The organism is Acinetobacter pragensis, assembly GCF_001605895.1.
In the GTDB taxonomy this organism is placed as follows: domain Bacteria; phylum Pseudomonadota; class Gammaproteobacteria; order Pseudomonadales; family Moraxellaceae; genus Acinetobacter; species Acinetobacter pragensis.
On the sequence record NZ_LUAW01000028.1, the window covers coordinates 26,321 to 45,180 of the forward strand.

The 18,860-nt window shown below is 46.2% G+C and carries 17 protein-coding genes; 14 read left to right on the forward strand and 3 right to left on the reverse strand.

Annotated elements, in window-relative coordinates; translation table 11 throughout:
• Positions 1-239: 239 nt before the first annotated feature.
• Together AZH43_RS12660 and AZH43_RS12665 are read left to right on the forward strand one after the other, a co-directional pair.
• Positions 240-1,241 (forward strand): sulfate ABC transporter substrate-binding protein, encoded by a 1,002-nt coding sequence (locus AZH43_RS12660; RefSeq protein WP_067670224.1) that lies wholly within the window; start codon positions 240-242, stop codon positions 1,239-1,241.
• A 241-nt stretch (positions 1,242-1,482) separates the two neighbouring features.
• On the forward strand, positions 1,483-2,502 hold the full coding sequence (locus AZH43_RS12665) for a sulfate ABC transporter substrate-binding protein (RefSeq protein WP_067670226.1): 1,020 nt from the start codon (positions 1,483-1,485) through the stop codon (positions 2,500-2,502).
• 103 nt (positions 2,503-2,605) lie between these two features.
• Here the strand turns inward: AZH43_RS12665 and AZH43_RS12670 are convergent, their stop codons facing one another.
• Positions 2,606-2,944 (reverse strand): hypothetical protein, encoded by a 339-nt coding sequence (locus tag AZH43_RS12670; protein ID WP_067670228.1) that lies wholly within the window; start codon positions 2,942-2,944, stop codon positions 2,606-2,608.
• Positions 2,945-3,071: 127 nt separating this feature from the next.
• On the reverse strand, positions 3,072-3,446 hold the full coding sequence (locus AZH43_RS12675) for a VOC family protein (RefSeq protein ID WP_067670229.1): 375 nt from the start codon (positions 3,444-3,446) through the stop codon (positions 3,072-3,074).
• Between the two features lie 376 nt (positions 3,447-3,822).
• Between AZH43_RS12675 and rsmH the strand changes: the two genes are divergently transcribed.
• The 7 genes from rsmH (at position 3,823) to AZH43_RS12710 (ending at position 11,832) form a co-directional block, all read left to right on the forward strand.
• Complete coding sequence (gene rsmH, locus AZH43_RS12680; RefSeq protein WP_067670231.1) at positions 3,823-4,734, forward strand: 16S rRNA (cytosine(1402)-N(4))-methyltransferase RsmH; 912 nt, start codon at positions 3,823-3,825, stop codon at positions 4,732-4,734.
• 10 nt (positions 4,735-4,744) lie between these two features.
• Positions 4,745-5,077, forward strand: a complete 333-nt coding sequence (gene ftsL, locus AZH43_RS12685; protein ID WP_067670233.1) for a cell division protein FtsL — start codon at positions 4,745-4,747, stop codon at positions 5,075-5,077.
• Between the two features lie 13 nt (positions 5,078-5,090).
• Complete coding sequence (gene ftsI / locus AZH43_RS12690; RefSeq protein WP_067670235.1) at positions 5,091-6,920, forward strand: penicillin-binding protein PBP3; 1,830 nt, start codon at positions 5,091-5,093, stop codon at positions 6,918-6,920.
• A 7-nt stretch (positions 6,921-6,927) separates the two neighbouring features.
• Complete coding sequence (locus AZH43_RS12695; protein WP_067670237.1) at positions 6,928-8,424, forward strand: UDP-N-acetylmuramoyl-L-alanyl-D-glutamate--2,6-diaminopimelate ligase; 1,497 nt, start codon at positions 6,928-6,930, stop codon at positions 8,422-8,424.
• Positions 8,425-8,432: 8 nt separating this feature from the next.
• Complete coding sequence (locus AZH43_RS12700) at positions 8,433-9,842, forward strand: UDP-N-acetylmuramoyl-tripeptide--D-alanyl-D-alanine ligase (RefSeq protein ID WP_067670239.1); 1,410 nt, start codon at positions 8,433-8,435, stop codon at positions 9,840-9,842.
• Entirely contained in the window at positions 9,843-10,961 is a 1,119-nt protein-coding gene (gene mraY / locus AZH43_RS12705) for a phospho-N-acetylmuramoyl-pentapeptide-transferase (protein ID WP_067670241.1), read from the forward strand.
• 67 nt (positions 10,962-11,028) lie between these two features.
• A complete protein-coding gene (locus AZH43_RS12710) occupies positions 11,029-11,832 on the forward strand; it encodes a putative RNA methyltransferase (RefSeq protein WP_067670243.1) in 804 nt (267 codons plus the stop codon).
• Positions 11,833-11,894: 62 nt separating this feature from the next.
• Here the strand turns inward: AZH43_RS12710 and ponA are convergent, their stop codons facing one another.
• On the reverse strand, positions 11,895-14,429 hold the full coding sequence (gene ponA, locus AZH43_RS12715; RefSeq protein WP_067670245.1) for a penicillin-binding protein PBP1a: 2,535 nt from the start codon (positions 14,427-14,429) through the stop codon (positions 11,895-11,897).
• A 164-nt stretch (positions 14,430-14,593) separates the two neighbouring features.
• Here ponA and AZH43_RS12720 point away from each other — a divergent pair, with 164 nt between their 5' ends.
• The 5 genes from AZH43_RS12720 to AZH43_RS12740 all read left to right on the forward strand — a co-directional run.
• Positions 14,594-15,652: a pilus assembly protein PilM gene (locus AZH43_RS12720; protein WP_067670247.1), complete on the forward strand. Its 1,059-nt coding sequence runs from the start codon at positions 14,594-14,596 to the stop codon at positions 15,650-15,652.
• Complete coding sequence (locus tag AZH43_RS12725; RefSeq protein ID WP_067670249.1) at positions 15,652-16,311, forward strand: PilN domain-containing protein; 660 nt, start codon at positions 15,652-15,654, stop codon at positions 16,309-16,311. The genes AZH43_RS12720 and AZH43_RS12725 overlap by 1 nt, the downstream gene beginning before the upstream one ends.
• A complete protein-coding gene (locus AZH43_RS12730) occupies positions 16,308-17,066 on the forward strand; it encodes a type IV pilus inner membrane component PilO (protein ID WP_067670251.1) in 759 nt (252 codons plus the stop codon). The genes AZH43_RS12725 and AZH43_RS12730 overlap by 4 nt, the downstream gene beginning before the upstream one ends.
• Positions 17,063-17,590 (forward strand): pilus assembly protein PilP, encoded by a 528-nt coding sequence (locus AZH43_RS12735; protein ID WP_067670253.1) that lies wholly within the window; start codon positions 17,063-17,065, stop codon positions 17,588-17,590. The genes AZH43_RS12730 and AZH43_RS12735 overlap by 4 nt, the downstream gene beginning before the upstream one ends.
• Before the next feature lie 61 nt (positions 17,591-17,651).
• Positions 17,652-18,860: AMIN domain-containing protein (locus AZH43_RS12740; RefSeq protein ID WP_227509817.1), on the forward strand; the 1,209-nt coding region annotated here is incomplete at its 3' end.

Below are 18,860 nucleotides of genomic sequence, written 5' to 3' on the forward strand. Positions count from 1 at the left end.
ATAATATACCAAATCAATCAGGTTTCTCCTTGCTTGACAGCATTTGTAACAAACAACTGTGGAGATAGCGTGGAGACAAAGCCTTATAGCTATTGATTTAGCAGAATATCTGCACATATCAGCAGGTTTTTAGATATCTTTAAAGCAGAAATAGAAACGATTTAAAAATATAACCATATGATTGTTAAAATTATTTTTGATTTATATAGTGCAGTTAATCAAGCAAATGAGTAAATCTCATGAAAAAAACAATAGCAGCAGGGGTTCTTGCATTTATTGCAGGCGCGGGAGCGCAAGTTTATGCAGCCAAAGACTTTTTGAATGTGTCGTATGATCCAACCCGCGAGTTTTATCAAGAATATAATCAGGAATTTGGCGCATTCTGGAAAAAACGCACGGGGCAAGAGGTGAATTATAAACAATCGCATGGCGGTTCCGGCAAGCAGGCGCGCGCTGTGGCGACAGGGCTGGAAGCTGATGTGGTGACTTTGGCGCTGGCCAATGATATTGATGAAATTGTGAATACGGGCCAGATTGATAAAAACTGGCAAAAGGAATTTCCGCACAATTCTGCTCCTTATACTTCGACCATCGTGTTTTTGGTGCGCAAAGGCAACCCGAAGCATATTAAGGACTGGAATGATTTGACCAAGCCCGGTATCGAAATTATCACGCCAAACCCGAAAACCGGCGGTGCGCCGCGCTGGATTTACCTGTCCGCTTGGGGGTATGCGCTGAAGCAGCCGGGCGGCAATGATGCCAAAGCCAAAGAGTTGGTGAAGAAGCTGTACCAAAATGTGAAAGTGCTGGATTCGGGAGCGCGCGGTTCACTGACAACTTTTGCGGAACGCGGCATTGGCGATGTGCTGCTGTCTTGGGAAAATGAAGCGCTGCTGGCGACTCAAGGCTTGGGTAAGGATAAATTTGATGTGGTTTACCCATCTATTTCAATTTTGGCAGAACCGTCTGTCGCCATTGTCGACAAAACCGTCGATAAGAACGGCAACCGCAATTTAGCCAAAGGCTATTTAAACTATTTATACTCTCCGAAAGGTCAGGAGCTGGCGGCGAAATATTATTTCCGTCCGCGAGACAGCAAGGCAGCAGCAAAATACGCTGCACAGTTTCCAAAAGTGAATACATTCACCATTGATAAAGTTTTTGGCGGCTGGGCCAAAGCGCAGAAAACTCATTTTGTGAATGGCGCGATTTTTGATCAAATTTATAGTGAGAAAAATTAAGGCCGTTATACTTTAAGCAGTATTAAAAATGGATAATTTTATTTATCCATTTTTTTTATATCTAAATAATAAAATGGTATATATGCATAATAAGTAATATGTTTTGATTTTTTATCATCGAAAACAAATAATTAAACAAGAAGAGAAGCATTTGTTTGGCTTGCCTTTAGTTGGGCTGCATTGAAGTTAATGATTTTATTTCATATAGTTAGCACTATTAACGATAATTTTTTGTACGGCTATGAAAATTCAATTAAAAGCTTTATTCAGCGCAGCTTTGCTGTCTGCCGGTTTTGCGCTCAGCATGGGCTCAGCGCAGGCAGCTGACCGTGAATTCCTGAATGTATCCTATGATGCAACACGTGAATTTTACGATGAATTCAATAAATCCTTTGGCGCATATTGGAAAGAGCGCACTGGAAAAACGGTGAACTTCAAACAGTCACATGGCGGTTCCGGCAAACAGGCGCGTTCAGTGGTTGATGGCTTGAAAGGCGATGTTGTGACGTTGGCATTGGCCAATGATATTGATGAAATTGTTAAATCTGGCCAAATTCAGCCGGGCTGGCAGAAAGAATTCCCGAATAATTCGGCGCCGTATACCTCGACCATTGTGTTTATGGTGCGCAAGGGAAATCCGAAGCGCATCAAAGACTGGTCTGATTTGACGAAGCCGGGTGTGCAGATTATTACGCCAAATCCGAAAACAGGCGGCTTGCCGCGCTGGGTGTACTTGTCTGCTTGGGGTTATGCCTTGAAGCTACCGGGCGGCAATGAGGCCAAAGCGCAGGATTTTGTCGGCAAAATGTACCGCAACGTGAAAGTCATGGATTCAGCAGCCCGCGCATCAATGACCACATTTGCTGAACGCGGTATTGGCGATGTATTGCTGACATGGGAAAACGAAGCTTTAGTGACCCAAAAAACTCTCGGCAAAGGCAAGTTTGATATCGTCTATCCGTCTATTTCAATTTTGACTGAGCCTTCTGTCGCAATCGTGGATAAAACGGTTGAGAAGAATGGCAACAAATGGCTGGCGAAGGGCTATATCAATTATTTATATTCGCCTTTAGGTCAAGAAATGGCGGCAAAACATTTTTACCGTCCGCGCAATGCTGAGGTTTTAGCGAAATATAAATCGCAATTCCCGCCTTTGAAAACATTCACTATTGATGAAGTGTTTGGCGGATGGGCCAAGGCGCAGCAGACGCACTTTGTAAATGGCGCGATTTTTGATCAAATTTATAATTCAAAACGCTAATTTAAAAGCTTGAATTCAGGAGCTTTAATGCCTGGAATTTAAAGATTCAGCATCAAAAAAGCCAATCCATGGATTGGCTTTTTTGTGCCTGTATGATGGCAGTTTACTGGCTTAAAAGCCGTTTGCATTTTTCAAAATTATGCTGTGCCTGAGTTTTTTCTGCCGCGCTGAGTTTGAAATATTGTCCGGCAATTTTGCCTGCATAAGCAGAATAAAATTTTTGCGGGTGCAGCGCATAGCTTGGCGTGCTGTTGCCAAAAGTGAATTGGACTTGTTTTAACAGTTCAGTTTCATTGCTGAAATCATGGTTTTGCTTAATCACATTGCAGACTGTGGCGATATGGGTGGCTTTTTGCGCTGAGTTTGGCGTATTGAGCCAGATATACAGCAGCCATGCCGCCAAGGCCAATGCACATAAAATCAAGATAAAAGTTTTTTTCATAAAAGTTCAGTTCAGCCTGATGCTGCAGATGACTGTTTTGCTGCTTGCCGGAAACGCCAGTTTAGACCTAAATTTTATTGGACAGAAGCATTGATCCGCTCCAATGTTTCAATACATACAGACTGTATTATGAATGTTCTGACCAAATCGCCAATTCATAGCCGTCCAAGTCTTTAAAATGAAAGCGGTATCCGCCGGGAAAACTGAAGATGTCCTGTATAATTTTCCCGCCTGCTGCCTGAACGGCTTGAAGGCTTTCCTGAAGATTTTCGCTGTAAAGAATAACCAAAGCGCCGCCATGCGGCTGAACATCTTCAGATTGGCTGAACCCGCCTTTGAGCTGTCCAGAGTCAAATTCGCAATATTGGCTGCCGAAATCAGTGAAGGCCCAGCCCAGCTGCGCATAAAATTTTTTGCTGGCTGGAATATCCGCCACATTAAATTCAATATAGTTGATTTTATTTTGAGGGCTTGGGTTTAAAGCGCTTGCATGTGCCTGCATGTTGTTTTTTCCTCGTTTGACTGTTTAAAAATTAGAACGGAAATCACAGCGCTGCCTAACTTGGCGGAAAGAAATCTTTTGAAACAGCCAAGTCAGGCAAAATTTGCATGAACCGCTTAAAAAATAAATCAGACATTTTAAAATAAACACAAGGCGCTGAAGAAGAGGTGATGATGATTTAAATTCTTTTATTTCAGTTATTTGGGGGCTGGTGTGTTGCCTAGGATGAAGGAATGGCGCATTTATTCGCCGTGATATAAAGCCAAAAACGGTTTTCCCCATGAAAAGTAATATTTTCCTACAAAAAGTCGTTTGGAGCTTTAATAAAACAAGGTAATAATGTGCAGTTACTTTTTTACGTACTGATACCCCTTATATGTCGCACATTTCTGTATTACTTCACGAAACCGTTGATGCTTTGCTTGCTGGGCGAAATACAGGAATTTATATAGACGGCACATTCGGGCGAGGCGGCCATACGCGCTTGCTGCTGTCTAAATTAGATGAAAATGCGCATGTCTATGCTTTTGATAAAGACCCGCAGGCCCTCGAAACAGCCGCGGTTTTATCCGCTGAAGATTCCCGCTTTACCATCATTCATGCCAGTTTTGCAGATCTGCAGCAGGAATTGGCGGCGCGCGGTATTGAAACTGTAGATGGCGTTATGGCCGATTTAGGGGTGTCTTCACCACAGCTGGATCAGGCAGAGCGCGGGTTCAGTTTTATGAAAGACGGCCCTTTGGATATGCGGATGGACAATTCGCAAGGTTCAACCGCTGCGCAGTGGCTGGTCGATATAGCTGAAGAAGATCTGGCGAATATCATCTTTAAATACGGTGAAGAGCGTTACAGCCGCCGGATTGCCAAAGCCATTAAAAGCGCAGGCTATATCGAAACCACAGGGCAGCTGGCGGAAATTGTGAAAGTCGCGCATCCGAAGTGGGAAAAAAATAAACATGCGGCAACCCGTACATTTCAGGCCATCCGTATTGCCATTAATAAAGAATTAGATGATATTGAAGCTTTCCTGCCTCAGGCGGTGAATGTATTAAAACCAGAAGCGACTCTGGCGGTCATAAGTTTCCATTCGTTGGAGGATCGGCTGATTAAACAATTTATTCAAAAAGAATCTACCTTGGCTGAAGATACTGGCTGGGGCATGCCGCAAGAGCGGGAAGATACCCGCCGGTTGAAAAAAATCGCCCGTATCCGCGCCAGTGAAGAAGAGGTTAAAGCGAATCCGCGTTCACGCAGTGCTTGGCTTCGTGTGGCAGAACGTTTAGCTTAAAAGGCAAATAATGAAAACTGAAGCAATAGAAAAAATAGCGGATAACTTAAAACTCAAAAAAGCGGCGGCCTATCTGATTTTGCTGGCTTTGGTTTTTTTAAGCGCGGTATTTGTGGTGTTTCAAGTTTTTGAATACCGTCAGGATTACCGCAAGCTCAGCACCTATATGCGTGAACGGGATGACCTGAATGCGGAATGGGGCCGTTTGCTGATTGAGCAGCAGACTTTTGGCGCGACGGCGCAAATCGGCACTCGGGCGGTAACGCAGCTGCGGATGTATTCTCCGCCAGTGGCGCAAACCGTTGTTATATCTTTACCGCAGACTTCAGAAGAGAAAAAATAAGGCTAGCTGTACCATGGTTGATAAGAAAATTAAGCAAGCAGTGCGGAAAAAACAGCAGTCAGTGACAGGTCGAAATGTCATCAGTGTTGAAATGTGGCGGTTTTACCTCATGTGGGGTGTCGTGCTGCTGTGCTTTATTGCCTTAGTGGGGCGCGCTTTTTATGTGCAGGTCATTAATAAAGATTTTTTGCAAAATAAAGCCAACGCCAATATTTTAAGAACAGAAAAAGTCAAAGCGATGCGCGGGGTCATTTATGACCGCCATGGCGTGCCTCTAGCGATCAGTACGCCAGTGATGAAAGTGGTCATGGATCCGCGTGATTATTTTGACAATAAAAAACTGTATGAAGAAACCATGGCGCAGCTGGAAAAAGAGCCGAATAACCGTAAGCTGAAGCGTCAATTGCCGGATAAAAACCTGAATTTAGATGAGCTGGCGGATGCTGTGGGCATTGACCGCAAAGATCTGCGTAAAAAATTGAATGATCGTCCGCGCTCGCGCTATCTGGTGCTGCAAAAAGAAATTCCGCCGCAGCAGGCCGAACTGATTGTGAAACGGGATTTTCAAGGCGTTTATATGGAGAAAAACTATAAGCGCTATTACCCGCAGCCGCAGCCGAATTCACAAATTATTGGTTTGACCAATAGTGAAGGGATGGGCATTGAAGGGTTGGAAATGCAGCTGAATGAGCGTTTAGCCGGTGTTGATGGCGAGCAGCAGATTGTCCGGGACAAAAAAGGCAACCGCGTTAAAGACCCGGAAGTGGTGAAAGGCGTTGAACCGGGTGAAAATATCACCCTCAGCATCGATTCGCGCTTGCAGTACATTATGTACCGTGAATTAACTGCAGCCGGTGTTGCCAATAATGCCCGTTCTGCAACCGCTATTGCCGTAGATGTCAAAACCGGTGAAATTCTGGCCATGACCAGTTGGCCGTCATATAACCCGAACGATAAAAACAGCTTGGGCAATAAAGACGCCATGCGTAACCGCGGCGCAGTAGATTCATTTGAGCCGGGTTCGACCATGAAGCCGCTGACTATCTCTATGGCGCTGGAAAGCGGCAAATATATGCCGAATACAGTGGTGAATACCTCTCCTGGCTCTATGCGTGTGGGCAACCATACCATCCGTGATACGCACAATTATGGCGCCTTGACCCTTGGCGGCATCATTCAAAAATCATCCAACGTCGGTGTCGCGAAAATTGCGCTGTCACTGCCGTATTCAACTTTGCCGACCTTCTATCAGCGTTTAGGTTTTGGCCAGCGCTCTGCGGTGAAGTTTCCGGGTGAAAGCGCGGGCTTAATTCTGCCGAAAAGCAAGTGGAATGTCTCAGAAGTGGCCACAATGGCCTATGGTTATGGCTTGAATGCGACGGTGCTGCAGATATCGGATGCCTATGCCATGATTGCCAATAAGGGCATGAAAATGCCGCTCAGCCTGTATAAGCTGGAAGATCAGCCGAAGGGCGAACAGATGATTGATCCAAAAATCGCAGATCAAGTGCTGCTGATGATGGAGTCTGCAACGATGCCGGGCGGCACGGCAACCCGCGCCAATGTTTCCGGTTACCGTGTTGCGGGTAAAACAGGGACTGCGCATAAACTGCGTGCTGACCGTAAAGGCTATTCTACAACTGAATACCGTGCGCTGTTCGCAGGTGTTGCGCCTGTCAGTGATCCGCGCATTGCCATGGTGGTTGTGGTTGAAAATCCGAAAGGTAGCTACTTTGGCGGTACAGTTTCCGCGCCTGTATTTGCACGGGTGATGCAGGAATCCCTGCGTCTGATGAATGTGCCTTTAGATAAACCGTTAGATACTCCCCAATCCAGTAAATAGGTGATGAATGTCCATTACATTTCAAGATCTCTACACCGTTGAACAGCCAGCTGGATGGATGTTGCAGCCCTTCAGCAGTTTCAATCTGGATAGCCGGAAAGTGGCGGCAGGGCAAATTTTTATTGCCCTGACTTCATTTTCCCAGCCTGAAAAAACAGCGCAGTTTGCACAGGCCGCTTTAGACCAAGGCGCGCTGGGCGTGATTTCAGAAAGTGATTTAGGTTTGGAAAAAAGCTATGCGATTGCCAATGTCCGCCATGTGATGGGGCAGTGGCAAAAACAGTATTTACAAGCCGTGCAGCCTATACCGTCCGCCAAAATTATTGCGGTAACAGGCACCAACGGCAAAACCACGATTTCCCGTTTGATTGCAGAACTGCTGATGCTGCAAGGGAAAAAGTGCGCAGTGATGGGAACGACCGGAAATGGCATACTGCCTAATTTGGAAGCGTCCTCGCATACTACGCTGGACGCGCTGCAGATGCAGAACGCTTTGCATAGCTATGCGCTGCAAGGCGCTGAATTTGCTTCGATTGAAGCCAGTTCGCATGGTTTAGAGCAAGGCCGGCTCAATGGCTGTGATATTGAAATTGCAGTATACAGCAATCTCAGCCGTGACCATTTGGACTATCATAAGACGCTGGAAGCATACGCGGAAGCGAAATCGCAGTTATTCCAATTTGAATCGCTGAAAGCCGCCATTATCAATATTGATGATGCCCATGCCGGCGTGATGCTGCAGGCGGCAAAAAATAACCCCGCGCAGCCGAAAATCTTTACATATTCCACCACGCAGTCCGCGGACTATCAAGTTAAAGACATTCAGTACAGCTTAAATGGCGTGCATTTTAAATTGCTGACGGCAGCTGGCGCATTTGATGTTCATAGCCCGCTGCTGGGGCATTTTAATGTGGAAAATATTGTGGCGAGTTTGGCCGCAGCAGAGCAGGCCGGTTTTGCGCTGCAGGATTTAATTCAGGCTGCGCCTCAGCTCAAAGGCGCGCCAGGACGCATGCAGGTAATGCGGGATGCAGAACGCTTATTTATTGTGGACTATGCGCATACGCCTGATGCCCTGATTCAAGTGCTGCAAACCTTAAAGCGCCATGTTTCAAATGATTTGTGGGCCGTCTTTGGCTGCGGCGGCGACCGTGACCGCGGCAAGCGTCCATTGATGACACAGGCGGCACTGGATTATGCGGATATTGCGCTGATTACCTCAGACAATCCGCGTACAGAAAATCCAGAACAGATTTTTGCCGATATGAAGGCCGGTCTTGATTTTGGCCCGCATCAGGTGCATGAAATTCACGACCGCCGAGAAGCCATCAAATTTGCGGCAGCGCATGCCCAAAATGGCGATATTGTAGTGATTGCCGGCAAAGGGCATGAAAACTATCAGGAAATTGATGGCGTGCGCCATTGGTTTGATGATGCTGTAGAAGTGCAGTCCGCGATTGATTCACAGCATCACACGACAGATTCAGCATATCCAGCTCAATAGGAAATAATATGCATACCTCAACGACCAGTACGGTGCCTTTAGAGCCTTGGACCGCAGAACAGCTGGCTCAGGCGACTCAGGGTCATTGGCATAAAGATAAAGCGCCGCAAGGCGGAATTAAGCGCATTTTAAGCGATTCCCGCCACGCAGAACAGGGCGATGCGTTTTTGGCGCTGAAAGGCGAGCGTTTTGATGCGCATGACTTTATTGCGCAAGTGGCGGAGAACGGCTGTGAAATCGCCATTGTCAGCCATCCGGTAGATTCGGATATTTGCCAGCTGGTGGTTGCGGATACCCGTTTGGCTTTAGGCCACTTGGGCGCTTACCGCCGTGCAGCTAATCCGCAATTGAAAGTGATTGCGCTGACTGGCAGCAGCGGCAAGACCACGACCAAAGAAATGCTGGGCAGTATTTTGTCGCGTTTAGCGCCGACGCTGATTACCCGCGGCAACCTGAACAATGATTTAGGCGTGCCGATGATGCTGCTGGAACTTCTCACAGAGCATCAATATGCCGTGATGGAACTGGGTGCAAGCCATAAAGGTGAAATTGATTATACCTCTAATCTGGTTCAGCCTCAGGCTGCAGGGATTATCAATATCGGGACTGCGCACATGGGGGAGTTTGGCGGGCGTGACGGCATTTGCCGGGCCAAGTCTGAAATTTACAGCCATATTGCTCAAACAGGGACATCGATTGTGCCGGCGGCGGATGATTTCATTGAAGACATCCGAAGCGCTGTGCAGACCGAAAAAGTCTTGAGTTTTGGTCAGGGCGGAGATGTGTACGCTTCAGAGATTGAACTGCATCCTCAGTCTTCCGTCTTTACCTTGAATACCCCAGAAGGCGCGCGTCCAGTGAATTTACCTTTTGCTGGCGAGCATAATGTGCAGAATGCGGCTGCGGCTGCGGCTTTTGCTTTATCGATTGGTATTGCTATAGATGATATTGTGATTGGTCTGGAACATGCCAAAGGCGCAAAAGGCCGTTTGAATTTTATTCAGCATAAAAACCATTTATTTATTGATGATACCTATAATGCCAACCCAACCTCAATGCGCGCCGCTGCAGAAGTTTTAGCGCAGCAGGAAGGCATTAAGGTCCTGGTGATCGGTGATATTGGTGAACTGGGCGCAAGCGCCGCGCAGCAGCATTACTTGCTGGGGCGGGATCTTGTTTCCGTGAAAGGTATAAATTTTGTCGTTTCTGTCGGGGAGTTTTCACCCGCCGTTCAGGAAGGCGCCCGCAGCACGCAATACGGCAAGAAATTGCAGGCGTTTTTAACGCAAGAACAGGCGTTGCCTCTTTTATTAAGCCTTGTTGAAACACATCAGCCTCAGTCCATGAGTTTCCTGTTTAAAGGTTCTCGATATACCCACATGGAAACATTGATGGCTGACTTGATGGAGAAACTCTAAATGTTGTTATGGTTATTTGAACAGCTGGCGGGCTATCACAGTTCGTTTCAGGTGGTTCGTTATTTAACATTGCGTTCCCTGCTGAGCGTATTGACGGCGCTGACCATCGGTCTGGTCTTGGGGCCCGTCATGATCCGCAAGCTGCAGGCTTTAAAATACGGCCAGGCGGTCAGTTCATTTGCGCCTGAAAACCATGCCAAAAAAATGGGTACACCGACGATGGGCGGCATTCTTGTGCTGCTGTCGATCGCCATCTCCACTTTGCTGTGGGCCGATTTATCCAATCCTTATGTATGGATTGTACTCGCGGTTATGGTGATTTTCGGGGCGGTCGGCTGGGCAGACGACTGGATTAAAGTCCGCTACAAAGACAATGCAGGCTTGCCGGCAAAGAAGAAATTCTTCTGGACTTCGGTCGGCTCTTTAGGCGCAGGCATTGCGCTGTATGTGATTGCAACCCAGCAAGGAAATCCTGTGCATACTGCGGACATGCTGGATGTGCTGATCCCTTTCTTTAAAGACATCAGTATTCCGCTGTCGGCGGTGCCATTGGGTATCGGCTTTATTATCTTCACCTATCTCGTGATTAACGGCGCCTCAAATGCCGTCAATTTAACGGATGGCTTGGACGGCTTGGCGATCATGCCGATTGTGCTGGTGGCCGCAGGTTTAGGCGTATTCGCTTACTTGGCGGGCGATGTGCGTTTCGCTGATTATCTGCATATTCCGTATGTGAAATATGCATCTGAGCTGGTGGTGATCTGTGCCGCCATGATTGGCGCGGGCTTAGCCTTCCTATGGTATAACGCGCATCCTGCACAAGTCTTTATGGGCGATGTCGGCGCGCTGTCTCTTGGCGCCATGCTGGGCACGATTGCGGTTATGGTGCGTCAGGAAATCGTTTTTGCCATTATGGGCGGTGTCTTTGTTGTTGAAGCGATATCCGTATTTCTGCAAATAGGTTCCTTGCGCATGCGCAACAAGCGGGTGTTCTTGATGGCGCCGCTGCACCACCATTATGAGAAAAAAGGCTGGCGTGAAACCCAAGTCGTGATCCGTTTCTGGATTATTACAATTATGCTGGTAGTTTTGGGCTTAATGACCTTAAAATTGCGTTAAGCAAAATTGAAATTAAAGCCGGTCATTTGCCGGCTTTTTTTATGCCTGAAGGGCTTTGGAGAAAATGATGAATCTGCTGATTTGTCCAGTTTGCCATGAGCAATTAAAGCTTGCGGACAAAACGTGGCGCTGTGAAAATAATCATAGTTATGATGTAGCGAAGCAGGGTTACGTCAATTTGCATGTGGTGCAGCATAAGCACAGTAAAAACCCCGGAGATACGCCTGAATCTGTGCAGGCGCGCCGCGCCTTTTTAAGTGCTGGGCATTATGGGCCTCTGCAGCGGGCTGCCGTAGAAAAAATCAAAACATTGCGCATTGAAAACTTATTGGATATTGGCTGCGGCGAAGGCTATTACACGAATGCAATGCAAGGCGAAGTTATGCAGTGTGTAGGTGTGGATATTGCTAAAAATGCGGTGCAAATCGCGGCTAAAGTGAATAAAGCTGTAACTTGGGTGGTTGGAACAGGAGCGACGCTGCCTGTACTGGATAGCTCAATAGATATGTGCACCAGCTTATTCAGCCCGATTCCGAAAGCAGAAATTCTGCGGGTGCTGAAGCCGCATGCTTATTTAATGGTGGTGACACCCGGTCCGCAGCATTTATACGCCATGCGTGAGGCGCTGTTTGAGGAAGTGCAGGCGCATGAACCGCATAAATTTGCAGATCAGCTTGGGGATGCTTTTGAGCTGATTGATGAATCGCTGATTGATGCGCCGATGACGCTGCAGCAGCAGGATTTAAAAAATTTGATTGCAATGACACCATATGCCTATAAGGCCAAACCAAAACGCAGAACTACTTTGGAAAGCGCGGAGCAGTTGGCGCTGGCGGCTCAATTTCAAATCTTTATCTTTCAGAAAAAATAACTGCCTTAATAAATAAAAGCCCTCTAAAGAGGGCTTTTTATTTATTAAGGTTTTGCTGATATTTACTCGACTTGCTTAATCAGATCACTTAAAGCATCCGCATGCGCTTTAGGCGCTACGGGCGCAGTACGCTCTTGCATTGCAGGCGGTATGCTGCTGTTGGGTACGAGCGTTTCTTCACCGGGCAAATCTTCAAAGTCATTTTGTACTGGACGTCGTACAGGAGCTGGCGCAGGGCGGTAAATCGGCTGTGCCAATGGCGGTGAAGTGCGGTCATGCGCTGGATTGTCATCTGGCGCACTGCTGGCTGCTTGATTTCGGTTGATTGGTGCTTTGGCATTTTTATCTAAGCGGACCCAAGACTCCGGTGTTCCTTTTAAGGCGTTGGCCATAAAGTTAGTCCACACGGGCAGGGCGGCGACACCGCCATATTCACGGCGGCCTAGCGTGGACGGCTGATCAAAGCCGACCCATGCAATCGCGACCAGTTTGCCGTTAAAGCCAGCAAACCATGCATCTTTGGCGTCATTGGTGGTTCCGGTTTTACCGCCAATATCATTGCGGCCAATTTTTAAGGCTGCACGTCCAGTACCGTGCTGAATAACATCACGCAGGATATTCGCCATATCAAAGGCTGAGCTGGATTTTAAAATCCGGGTTGCCTGACGGTAATCAGCCGTATCAATTTTTTCTTCAGGCTGATTGCTTGCAGTGGCAGTGACTTGGAATGCCTCATCATCCGGTGTTGCCGGTCCGGCAGAATCAGAAGGCTGCTCTTTTTCATTAATGCATGTAATGCAGGCATATTCAGGGTTGGATTGATAAATCACTTTGCCGTAGGCATCTTCTATGCGGTCAATGAAATGAGGCTGAATGCGGTAGCCGCCATTGGCAAAAGTGGCATAGCCCGTCGCCATTTGTACAGGCAGCACCTGCGGTGTGCCAAGGGCAATGGTATAGTTGCGCGGAATTTGATTTTCCTGCAGGCCGAAATCCATAAACAGCTGGCGGGTGCGTTCAATACCGACCATTTGCAATAAGCGTACAGATACCGTATTTCGAGACAAATACAGCGCGCGCCGCAATGGAATCATGCCCAAATAGCGGCCATCCGAGTTTTTGGGTGTCCATTTGCCAATGGTGATCGGACTGTCATTCACCATGCTGAAAGGTGTCATGCCGCGTTCCAGCGCTAAAGCATAAACGAACGGTTTAATCGTAGACCCTGGCTGGCGCCAGCCCTGCAATGCGCGGTTGAATTTCGATTGGTAAAAGTTGTAGCCGCCGGCAATCGCTTCAATCGCGCCATTATTGGGGTTTAACGCAATCAGCTGACCTTGCGCTTTTGGAATTTGCACCAAAGACCAAGAGGTTTTGCCTTCATTTGGGCGCAGGCGGATAATATCTTTGACTTTTACAATTTGCGAAGCATTGCTGGGCGCATTGCCTACACTATTCGCGTTGCGGTAGGGGCGTGCCCATGACATGCCGGACCAAGGCACGGTCACCGTGGAGCCATCCTGCATTAAAGCTTCAAATGTTGAAGAACCGACTTTAGTGACTTGAGCCGGAAAGGTATTGGCGTAGGCCATGAACTCAGATAAAGGCTTATCATGCGCTTCTGCACCACGCCAGCCGTGGCGCCGGTCATAATCTTCTAAACCGCTTTGCACCGCTTCTTCGGCATAGGCTTGGCGTTTGCTGTCAATTGTTGTGTAAACCTTATAGCCGGAGTCGATGGCCTGTTCACCCAGTGTCTGTACCAGTTCTGAACGGACCATTTCACCGACGTAAGGAAAGCGGTTGTTGATCCCGCGTTCAGGCATATCCAGATTAATCGGTTCAGCAATGGCTTTTTGATATTCGGCTTGATTGATATAGCCCAATTGCAGCATGCGTCCTAAAATCCAATTGCGGCGTTCCAGCGCCCGTTTAGGATTCGCCACAGGATTGTATTTGGACGGTGCTTTCGGCAGGCCTGAAATCATGGCCATCTGTGCTGTTGTCAGCTCATCTAAGTTTTTGTTGTAATAGATTTTGGCAGCTGCGGCAATTCCGTAGGCGTTTTTCCCTAAAAAGATTTTATTCACATACAGCGTTAAAATTTCTTCTTTGCTGAGATTTTCTTCAATTTTCCGCGCCAGAAAAATTTCTGTCAGTTTGCGCTTCAGGGTTCGTTCAGGGCTCAAATAATAGTTTTTAGCGACCTGCATCGTGATGGTCGAGCCGCCGGTTTGCACATCTGAGCCAGTGACAGTCTCGCTGACTGCACGGCCGATTCCTTTAAAGCTGATGCCGCTGTGTTCAAAAAATGACGAATCTTCCGCGGCTAAAAAGCCATGAATAAAGGTTTGCGGAATTTGACTGTATTCCACAGGTACTGACAGCTTGCCCCCATACTCGGCAATCAGTTCATTATCTGCACTGTAGACCTGTAAAGGCTTTAACAGCGGCGCCTTTTTTAAGGTGGACATTTCAGGCAAAGATGGGGCAATATAGAGATACATGCCATAGAAACCCATCGGAATTGAGACCAATACAATAATTAGGATCAAAAAAAATGGATGGACAAGGCCTGAACAAGATAGCTTTTTCATAACAAGTAAGTTTTAATAAGAGCTAATGGCAAACTAATTGGCAGTCAGTATATCCTTAAGACGTGCAGATTGTTATATGAGATATTGTATCTGTATAAAATTATAGACGAAATCTAATTAGTGAGTTACTTTTTTGGGGATAAAAAAATAATAGGAATTATATTGTGCTCAGGTTATATCGTAAGCCAAATAAGGGGTTAATGGGAGTAGATATTAGTTCGACTTCTGTTAAGGTTTTGGAACTTTCTGTAAAGAGTGGACGGTATTGGGTTGAAAGCTATGCTTTGGTGCCTTTGCCGGAAGGAAGCGTTGTTGAAAAAAACATATTAAATCCTGAAGCTGTGGGCGATTCATTAGAGCGTGCAATTAATTTAGCCAACACTCAAACCGTGAATGCAGCCTTGGCCATCCCAACTTCAATGGTGATTAGCAAAATCATTGAAATGGATGCTGATATGACGAGTGATGAGCGAGAAGTTCAGATTCGTATGGATGCGGAGCAATATATTCCTTTCCCTTTAGATGAAGCGAGCCTTGATTTTGAGGTTCTCCCAGACCGTTTGTCTAATCCTAACCGCGTTAATGTTTTGCTTGTCGCTACACGAATTGAAAATGTTGAGGCGCGTTCAGAAGTGCTTGAACTGGCAGGCTTAACACCTAAAATTGCTGATGTTGACAGCTTTGCCTTGGAAAATGCATTTAAAGTATTTTCGGATACTTTGCCGATGGGGGTAAAGACGGTCGGTATTTTGGATATTGGCCACAGTATGACCACTTTGTCGGTCATGCAGAATAATAAAGTCATTTATACCCGTGAACAGGTTTTTGGCGGTAAGCAGCTGACGCAGGAAATTCAGAACCGTTACGGCTTGTCTTATGAAGAAGCTGGACGCGCCAAGAAAACCCGCGCTTTGCCAGATGATTACGACATTGAAGTGCTGGAGCCATTTTTAGAGGCTGTTGTGCAGCAGGCTGCGCGTTCATTGCAGTTTTTCTTCTCATCATCTCAGTTTAATGAAATCGATCATATTTTGCTGGCTGGCGGGAATGCCAATATTCCGGGTTTGGCAAAATTGCTTCAGCAAAAGCTCGGTTATCGGGTCACGATTGCCAATCCATTTTTGCAAATGGGTTTTTCACCTCAAATAGATATTAAAAAAATTGAAAATGACGCTTCATCGCTCTTGGTGGCATGCGGTTTGGCATTGAGGAGTTTTGATTAATGGCAAAGATTAACTTACTCCCTTGGCGCGATGAGCTAAGGGAGAAACGAAAAAAAGAATTTATTGCGGTTTGCATCGGGGCATTTTTGGTTGGGGTTCTAGGGGTTGGCTTAACTTGGCTGTATTTCGATAATCGATTGCAGGATCAGGAACAGGCGAATCAATTGGTCGTCAGTACAAATCAGAATCTGGATATTCAGTTGAAATCGCTGGAAGGCTTGCAGGAACAGCGCAACGCAATTGTTGAGCGGATGAAGCTGATTCAAGGCTTGCAAGGCCAGCGGCCAATTGCGGTTCATCTGGTTGATGAGCTGGTTCGTGTTCTACCAAGCAATATGTATATTACTAAATTTACCCGCGCAGGTGACAAATTCACCTTGGAAGGAAAGGCCGAGAGTCCAAACACTGTTGCAGAATTGCTCCGTAATCTGGAATCATCTCCTTGGTACCGCAATGCATTTATGAGTTCATTCTTGGCGACAGAAGAGAAAAAAGCTCAAGCGCCAAGCTCCATTGTTCCGCGGGTTGAAGACAGTTACGGAACTTTTACGGTTACTGCTGATTTAGATGCAATTGCACAGCCTGAGTTGTCAGGAGCTGCTGATACTGCTGAAAATCAAGGTGCTGCTGCAACTTCTACGACGGAGGCTGCCAAATGAGCCGTGAAGAATTTGAAGAGTTAACTCAAGATACGATTGCTGCGCCGAAGAAAAAAATGACTTTGGATAAGTTTTTACAGCAATTCAATACACTGGACACCAATAATTACGGCAGCTGGCCGTTATCGGTAAAAATCACCTGCTGGATTTTTATTATTCTGCTGGTGCTTGCTCTTGGCTATTTTTTAGCAATTAAAGGCAAAATGGATGATATTTCCAATGCGAATGCGCAAGAGCAGAATTTGCTGAATGAGTTTAGAGAAAAGGATTCGAAGCTCCGTAATTTGCAGCAGTATCAAATGCAGCTGCAAGAAATGGAAGCGCGTTTTAATCAGCAATTGGAACAATTGCCAAAAGAAACAGAGATCCCTGGCTTGGTGGAAGATATCAACTTGACAGGGGTCAATTCAGGGCTGAAATTTAAAAATATCCGCCTTGAGCCTGAAGTAAAACAAGAGTTCTTTATTGAGCAGCCGATTGCGATCGATGCAACAGGCGATTATCACTCATTTGGCGCATTTGTCAGCGGGATTTCCGGTTTATCCCGTATTGTAACTTTGCATGATTTTGAGATTATCGCATCTGAAAATAAAGAAAAAAGAAGTGATATTCCAAAAGTTGATTACAGCTTAAAAGCCAAGACCTACCGTTATATTGGGAATAGTGACAATGCAGAGCCTGAAACGGCTGCACAGCAAAAAAGTCAAGATAAATCAGCGAAGCCTGAAGTAAAAGCTGCGGGGGCAAGCAAATGAGAATTCAAAAAATTTCGATGTTTGTCGTGTTGGGTATAGTTTTGGCTGGCTGTGAGTCTCGAATTGATATTGTCAATCAAGAAATGGCCAATATTCGGAATCAGCCGCCCGTTGCGATTGAGCCGGCGCCGGATTTTATCCCAGTTGAAACATTTAACTACGCCGCACAGCAATTAAGAAGTCCATTCATGCCTGGTTCATTGGCTGCAGAACTTCGAACCATGGCTGGAAAACGTGTATATCCAAATCTTAACCGTCAGCTTCAGCCTCTCGAAAGCTTTCCAATTGAAAACTTAAATATGAAGGGCAGTTTGTTGAATCAGGCCGGTAGAATTATGGCGCTAATTCAAACGCCTGATGGCCAAGTTGAACGTGTTCAGGTGGGGAATTATATGGGTGTTAATCATGGGCGGATTGTTAAAATTACACCGACTCAGATTGATGTTATGGAGATTGTTCCAGATGGGCGAGAAGGTTATGTTGAACGTCCTAGAAGTCTTATTTTAATTGGACCGACACCTTAAGTTTAAAGGAATAAAAATGAAAAATAGTGTTAAAGATTTTATTTTTGGGGATGGCAATACAATGAATCAAGTGTTTCGTCAGTTTTCAATGAGTGCGGTTGCGATGGCTGTCATGCAGGCGGCGAGTGCTCAAGTCAGTATGACGAATATCGTGCCCATGCAGCTTCCAGGTCAGGGCACTGAAATTCGCGTGATGTTTAATGGCTTGCCTCCACAGCCACAGGCTTATCAGCTAGATCAGCCTTCACGTCTGATTTTAGATTTTGATAAAGCAGATCAAAAGCTGAAACAAAGCTCAATTCCAGTTGCGACAGCAGAAGCTACTTCTGTTGACATTACTTCAGATGCGCAGCGCTCACGTTTAACCGTGAATTTGGCTGATGCGGGTGCATTTACAACCCGTGTTGAGGGCAATACCTTCATTCTGAAAATTAATTCAGCATCAGATGCTCCGTTACAATCCGCAGTGAAAAGCCAGGCACAAGGGATTTCCAATATTGGCTTCAATCGGGGATCCAATGGTGAAGGTCAAGTTGTCGTAGATTTGCTGGGAGGGAATACGCCAGTTGATGTGCAGCAGCAAGGCAGTAAAATTGTGATTCGGACTCTAGGCAATAAAGTGCCTGCGCATTTGGCGCGCCGATTGAATGTGAATGATTTTGCGACACCTGTTTCAACTGTGGATGCGCGTAATGACGGCGGTAATGGTGTGATTACGATTCAATCTGCAGGCAATTTTGAATATATGGCGTATCAGACTGATAATAAATTGACAGTAAGCTTGAAGCGCCCAGAAGATAAAAACCCATTGCGTCCAAAAGCAGCAAATGCTTATACAGGTAAAAAGATATCTCTTGATTTTCAAGATATTGAAGTGCGCCGCGTACTTCAGTTGCTAGCAGATTTTACAGACATTAATATGGTGGCTGCGGATTCTGTACAGGGAAATATTACACTGCGTTTAAAAGATGTACCTTGGGATCAAGCGCTGGATATCGTCTTAAAAACGAAGAATCTTGATAAACGGCGTAATGGCAACGTGATTTGGATTGCGCCAGTTTCTGAGCTGATTAAGGCAGAAGAAGAAGAAGCTAAAGCGATCGCTCAAAGTGTTAAAATGGCGCCGTTGSAWGGGTTTTCAATCCGTGTTCCGACCATTAATGTAGCGGCCATCGATCTGACCTTTATCTCTCAGTCGCCGATAACTGTGCATAGCATCAATGAGGTTTTGGTGAAATCCGCCGCGCAAGATTATGCCTCAATTATGTCG

What these genes read in the sequence shown, in the direction of transcription:
- AZH43_RS12660 (WP_067670224.1), top strand. Translation starts at nt 240, where the DNA reads ATGAAAAAAACAATAGCAGCAGGGGTTCTTGCATTTATTGCAGGCGCG.
- AZH43_RS12665 (WP_067670226.1), top strand. Translation starts at nt 1,483, where the DNA reads ATGAAAATTCAATTAAAAGCTTTATTCAGCGCAGCTTTGCTGTCTGCC.
- AZH43_RS12670 (WP_067670228.1), bottom strand. Translation starts at nt 2,944, where the DNA reads ATGAAAAAAACTTTTATCTTGATTTTATGTGCATTGGCCTTGGCGGCA.
- AZH43_RS12675 (WP_067670229.1), bottom strand. Translation starts at nt 3,446, where the DNA reads ATGCAGGCACATGCAAGCGCTTTAAACCCAAGCCCTCAAAATAAAATC.
- rsmH (WP_067670231.1), top strand. Translation starts at nt 3,823, where the DNA reads ATGTCGCACATTTCTGTATTACTTCACGAAACCGTTGATGCTTTGCTT.
- ftsL (WP_067670233.1), top strand. Translation starts at nt 4,745, where the DNA reads ATGAAAACTGAAGCAATAGAAAAAATAGCGGATAACTTAAAACTCAAA.
- ftsI (WP_067670235.1), top strand. Translation starts at nt 5,091, where the DNA reads ATGGTTGATAAGAAAATTAAGCAAGCAGTGCGGAAAAAACAGCAGTCA.
- AZH43_RS12695 (WP_067670237.1), top strand. Translation starts at nt 6,928, where the DNA reads ATGTCCATTACATTTCAAGATCTCTACACCGTTGAACAGCCAGCTGGA.
- AZH43_RS12700 (WP_067670239.1), top strand. Translation starts at nt 8,433, where the DNA reads ATGCATACCTCAACGACCAGTACGGTGCCTTTAGAGCCTTGGACCGCA.
- mraY (WP_067670241.1), top strand. Translation starts at nt 9,843, where the DNA reads ATGTTGTTATGGTTATTTGAACAGCTGGCGGGCTATCACAGTTCGTTT.
- AZH43_RS12710 (WP_067670243.1), top strand. Translation starts at nt 11,029, where the DNA reads ATGAATCTGCTGATTTGTCCAGTTTGCCATGAGCAATTAAAGCTTGCG.
- ponA (WP_067670245.1), bottom strand. Translation starts at nt 14,429, where the DNA reads ATGAAAAAGCTATCTTGTTCAGGCCTTGTCCATCCATTTTTTTTGATC.
- AZH43_RS12725 (WP_067670249.1), top strand. Translation starts at nt 15,652, where the DNA reads ATGGCAAAGATTAACTTACTCCCTTGGCGCGATGAGCTAAGGGAGAAA.
- AZH43_RS12730 (WP_067670251.1), top strand. Translation starts at nt 16,308, where the DNA reads ATGAGCCGTGAAGAATTTGAAGAGTTAACTCAAGATACGATTGCTGCG.
- AZH43_RS12735 (WP_067670253.1), top strand. Translation starts at nt 17,063, where the DNA reads ATGAGAATTCAAAAAATTTCGATGTTTGTCGTGTTGGGTATAGTTTTG.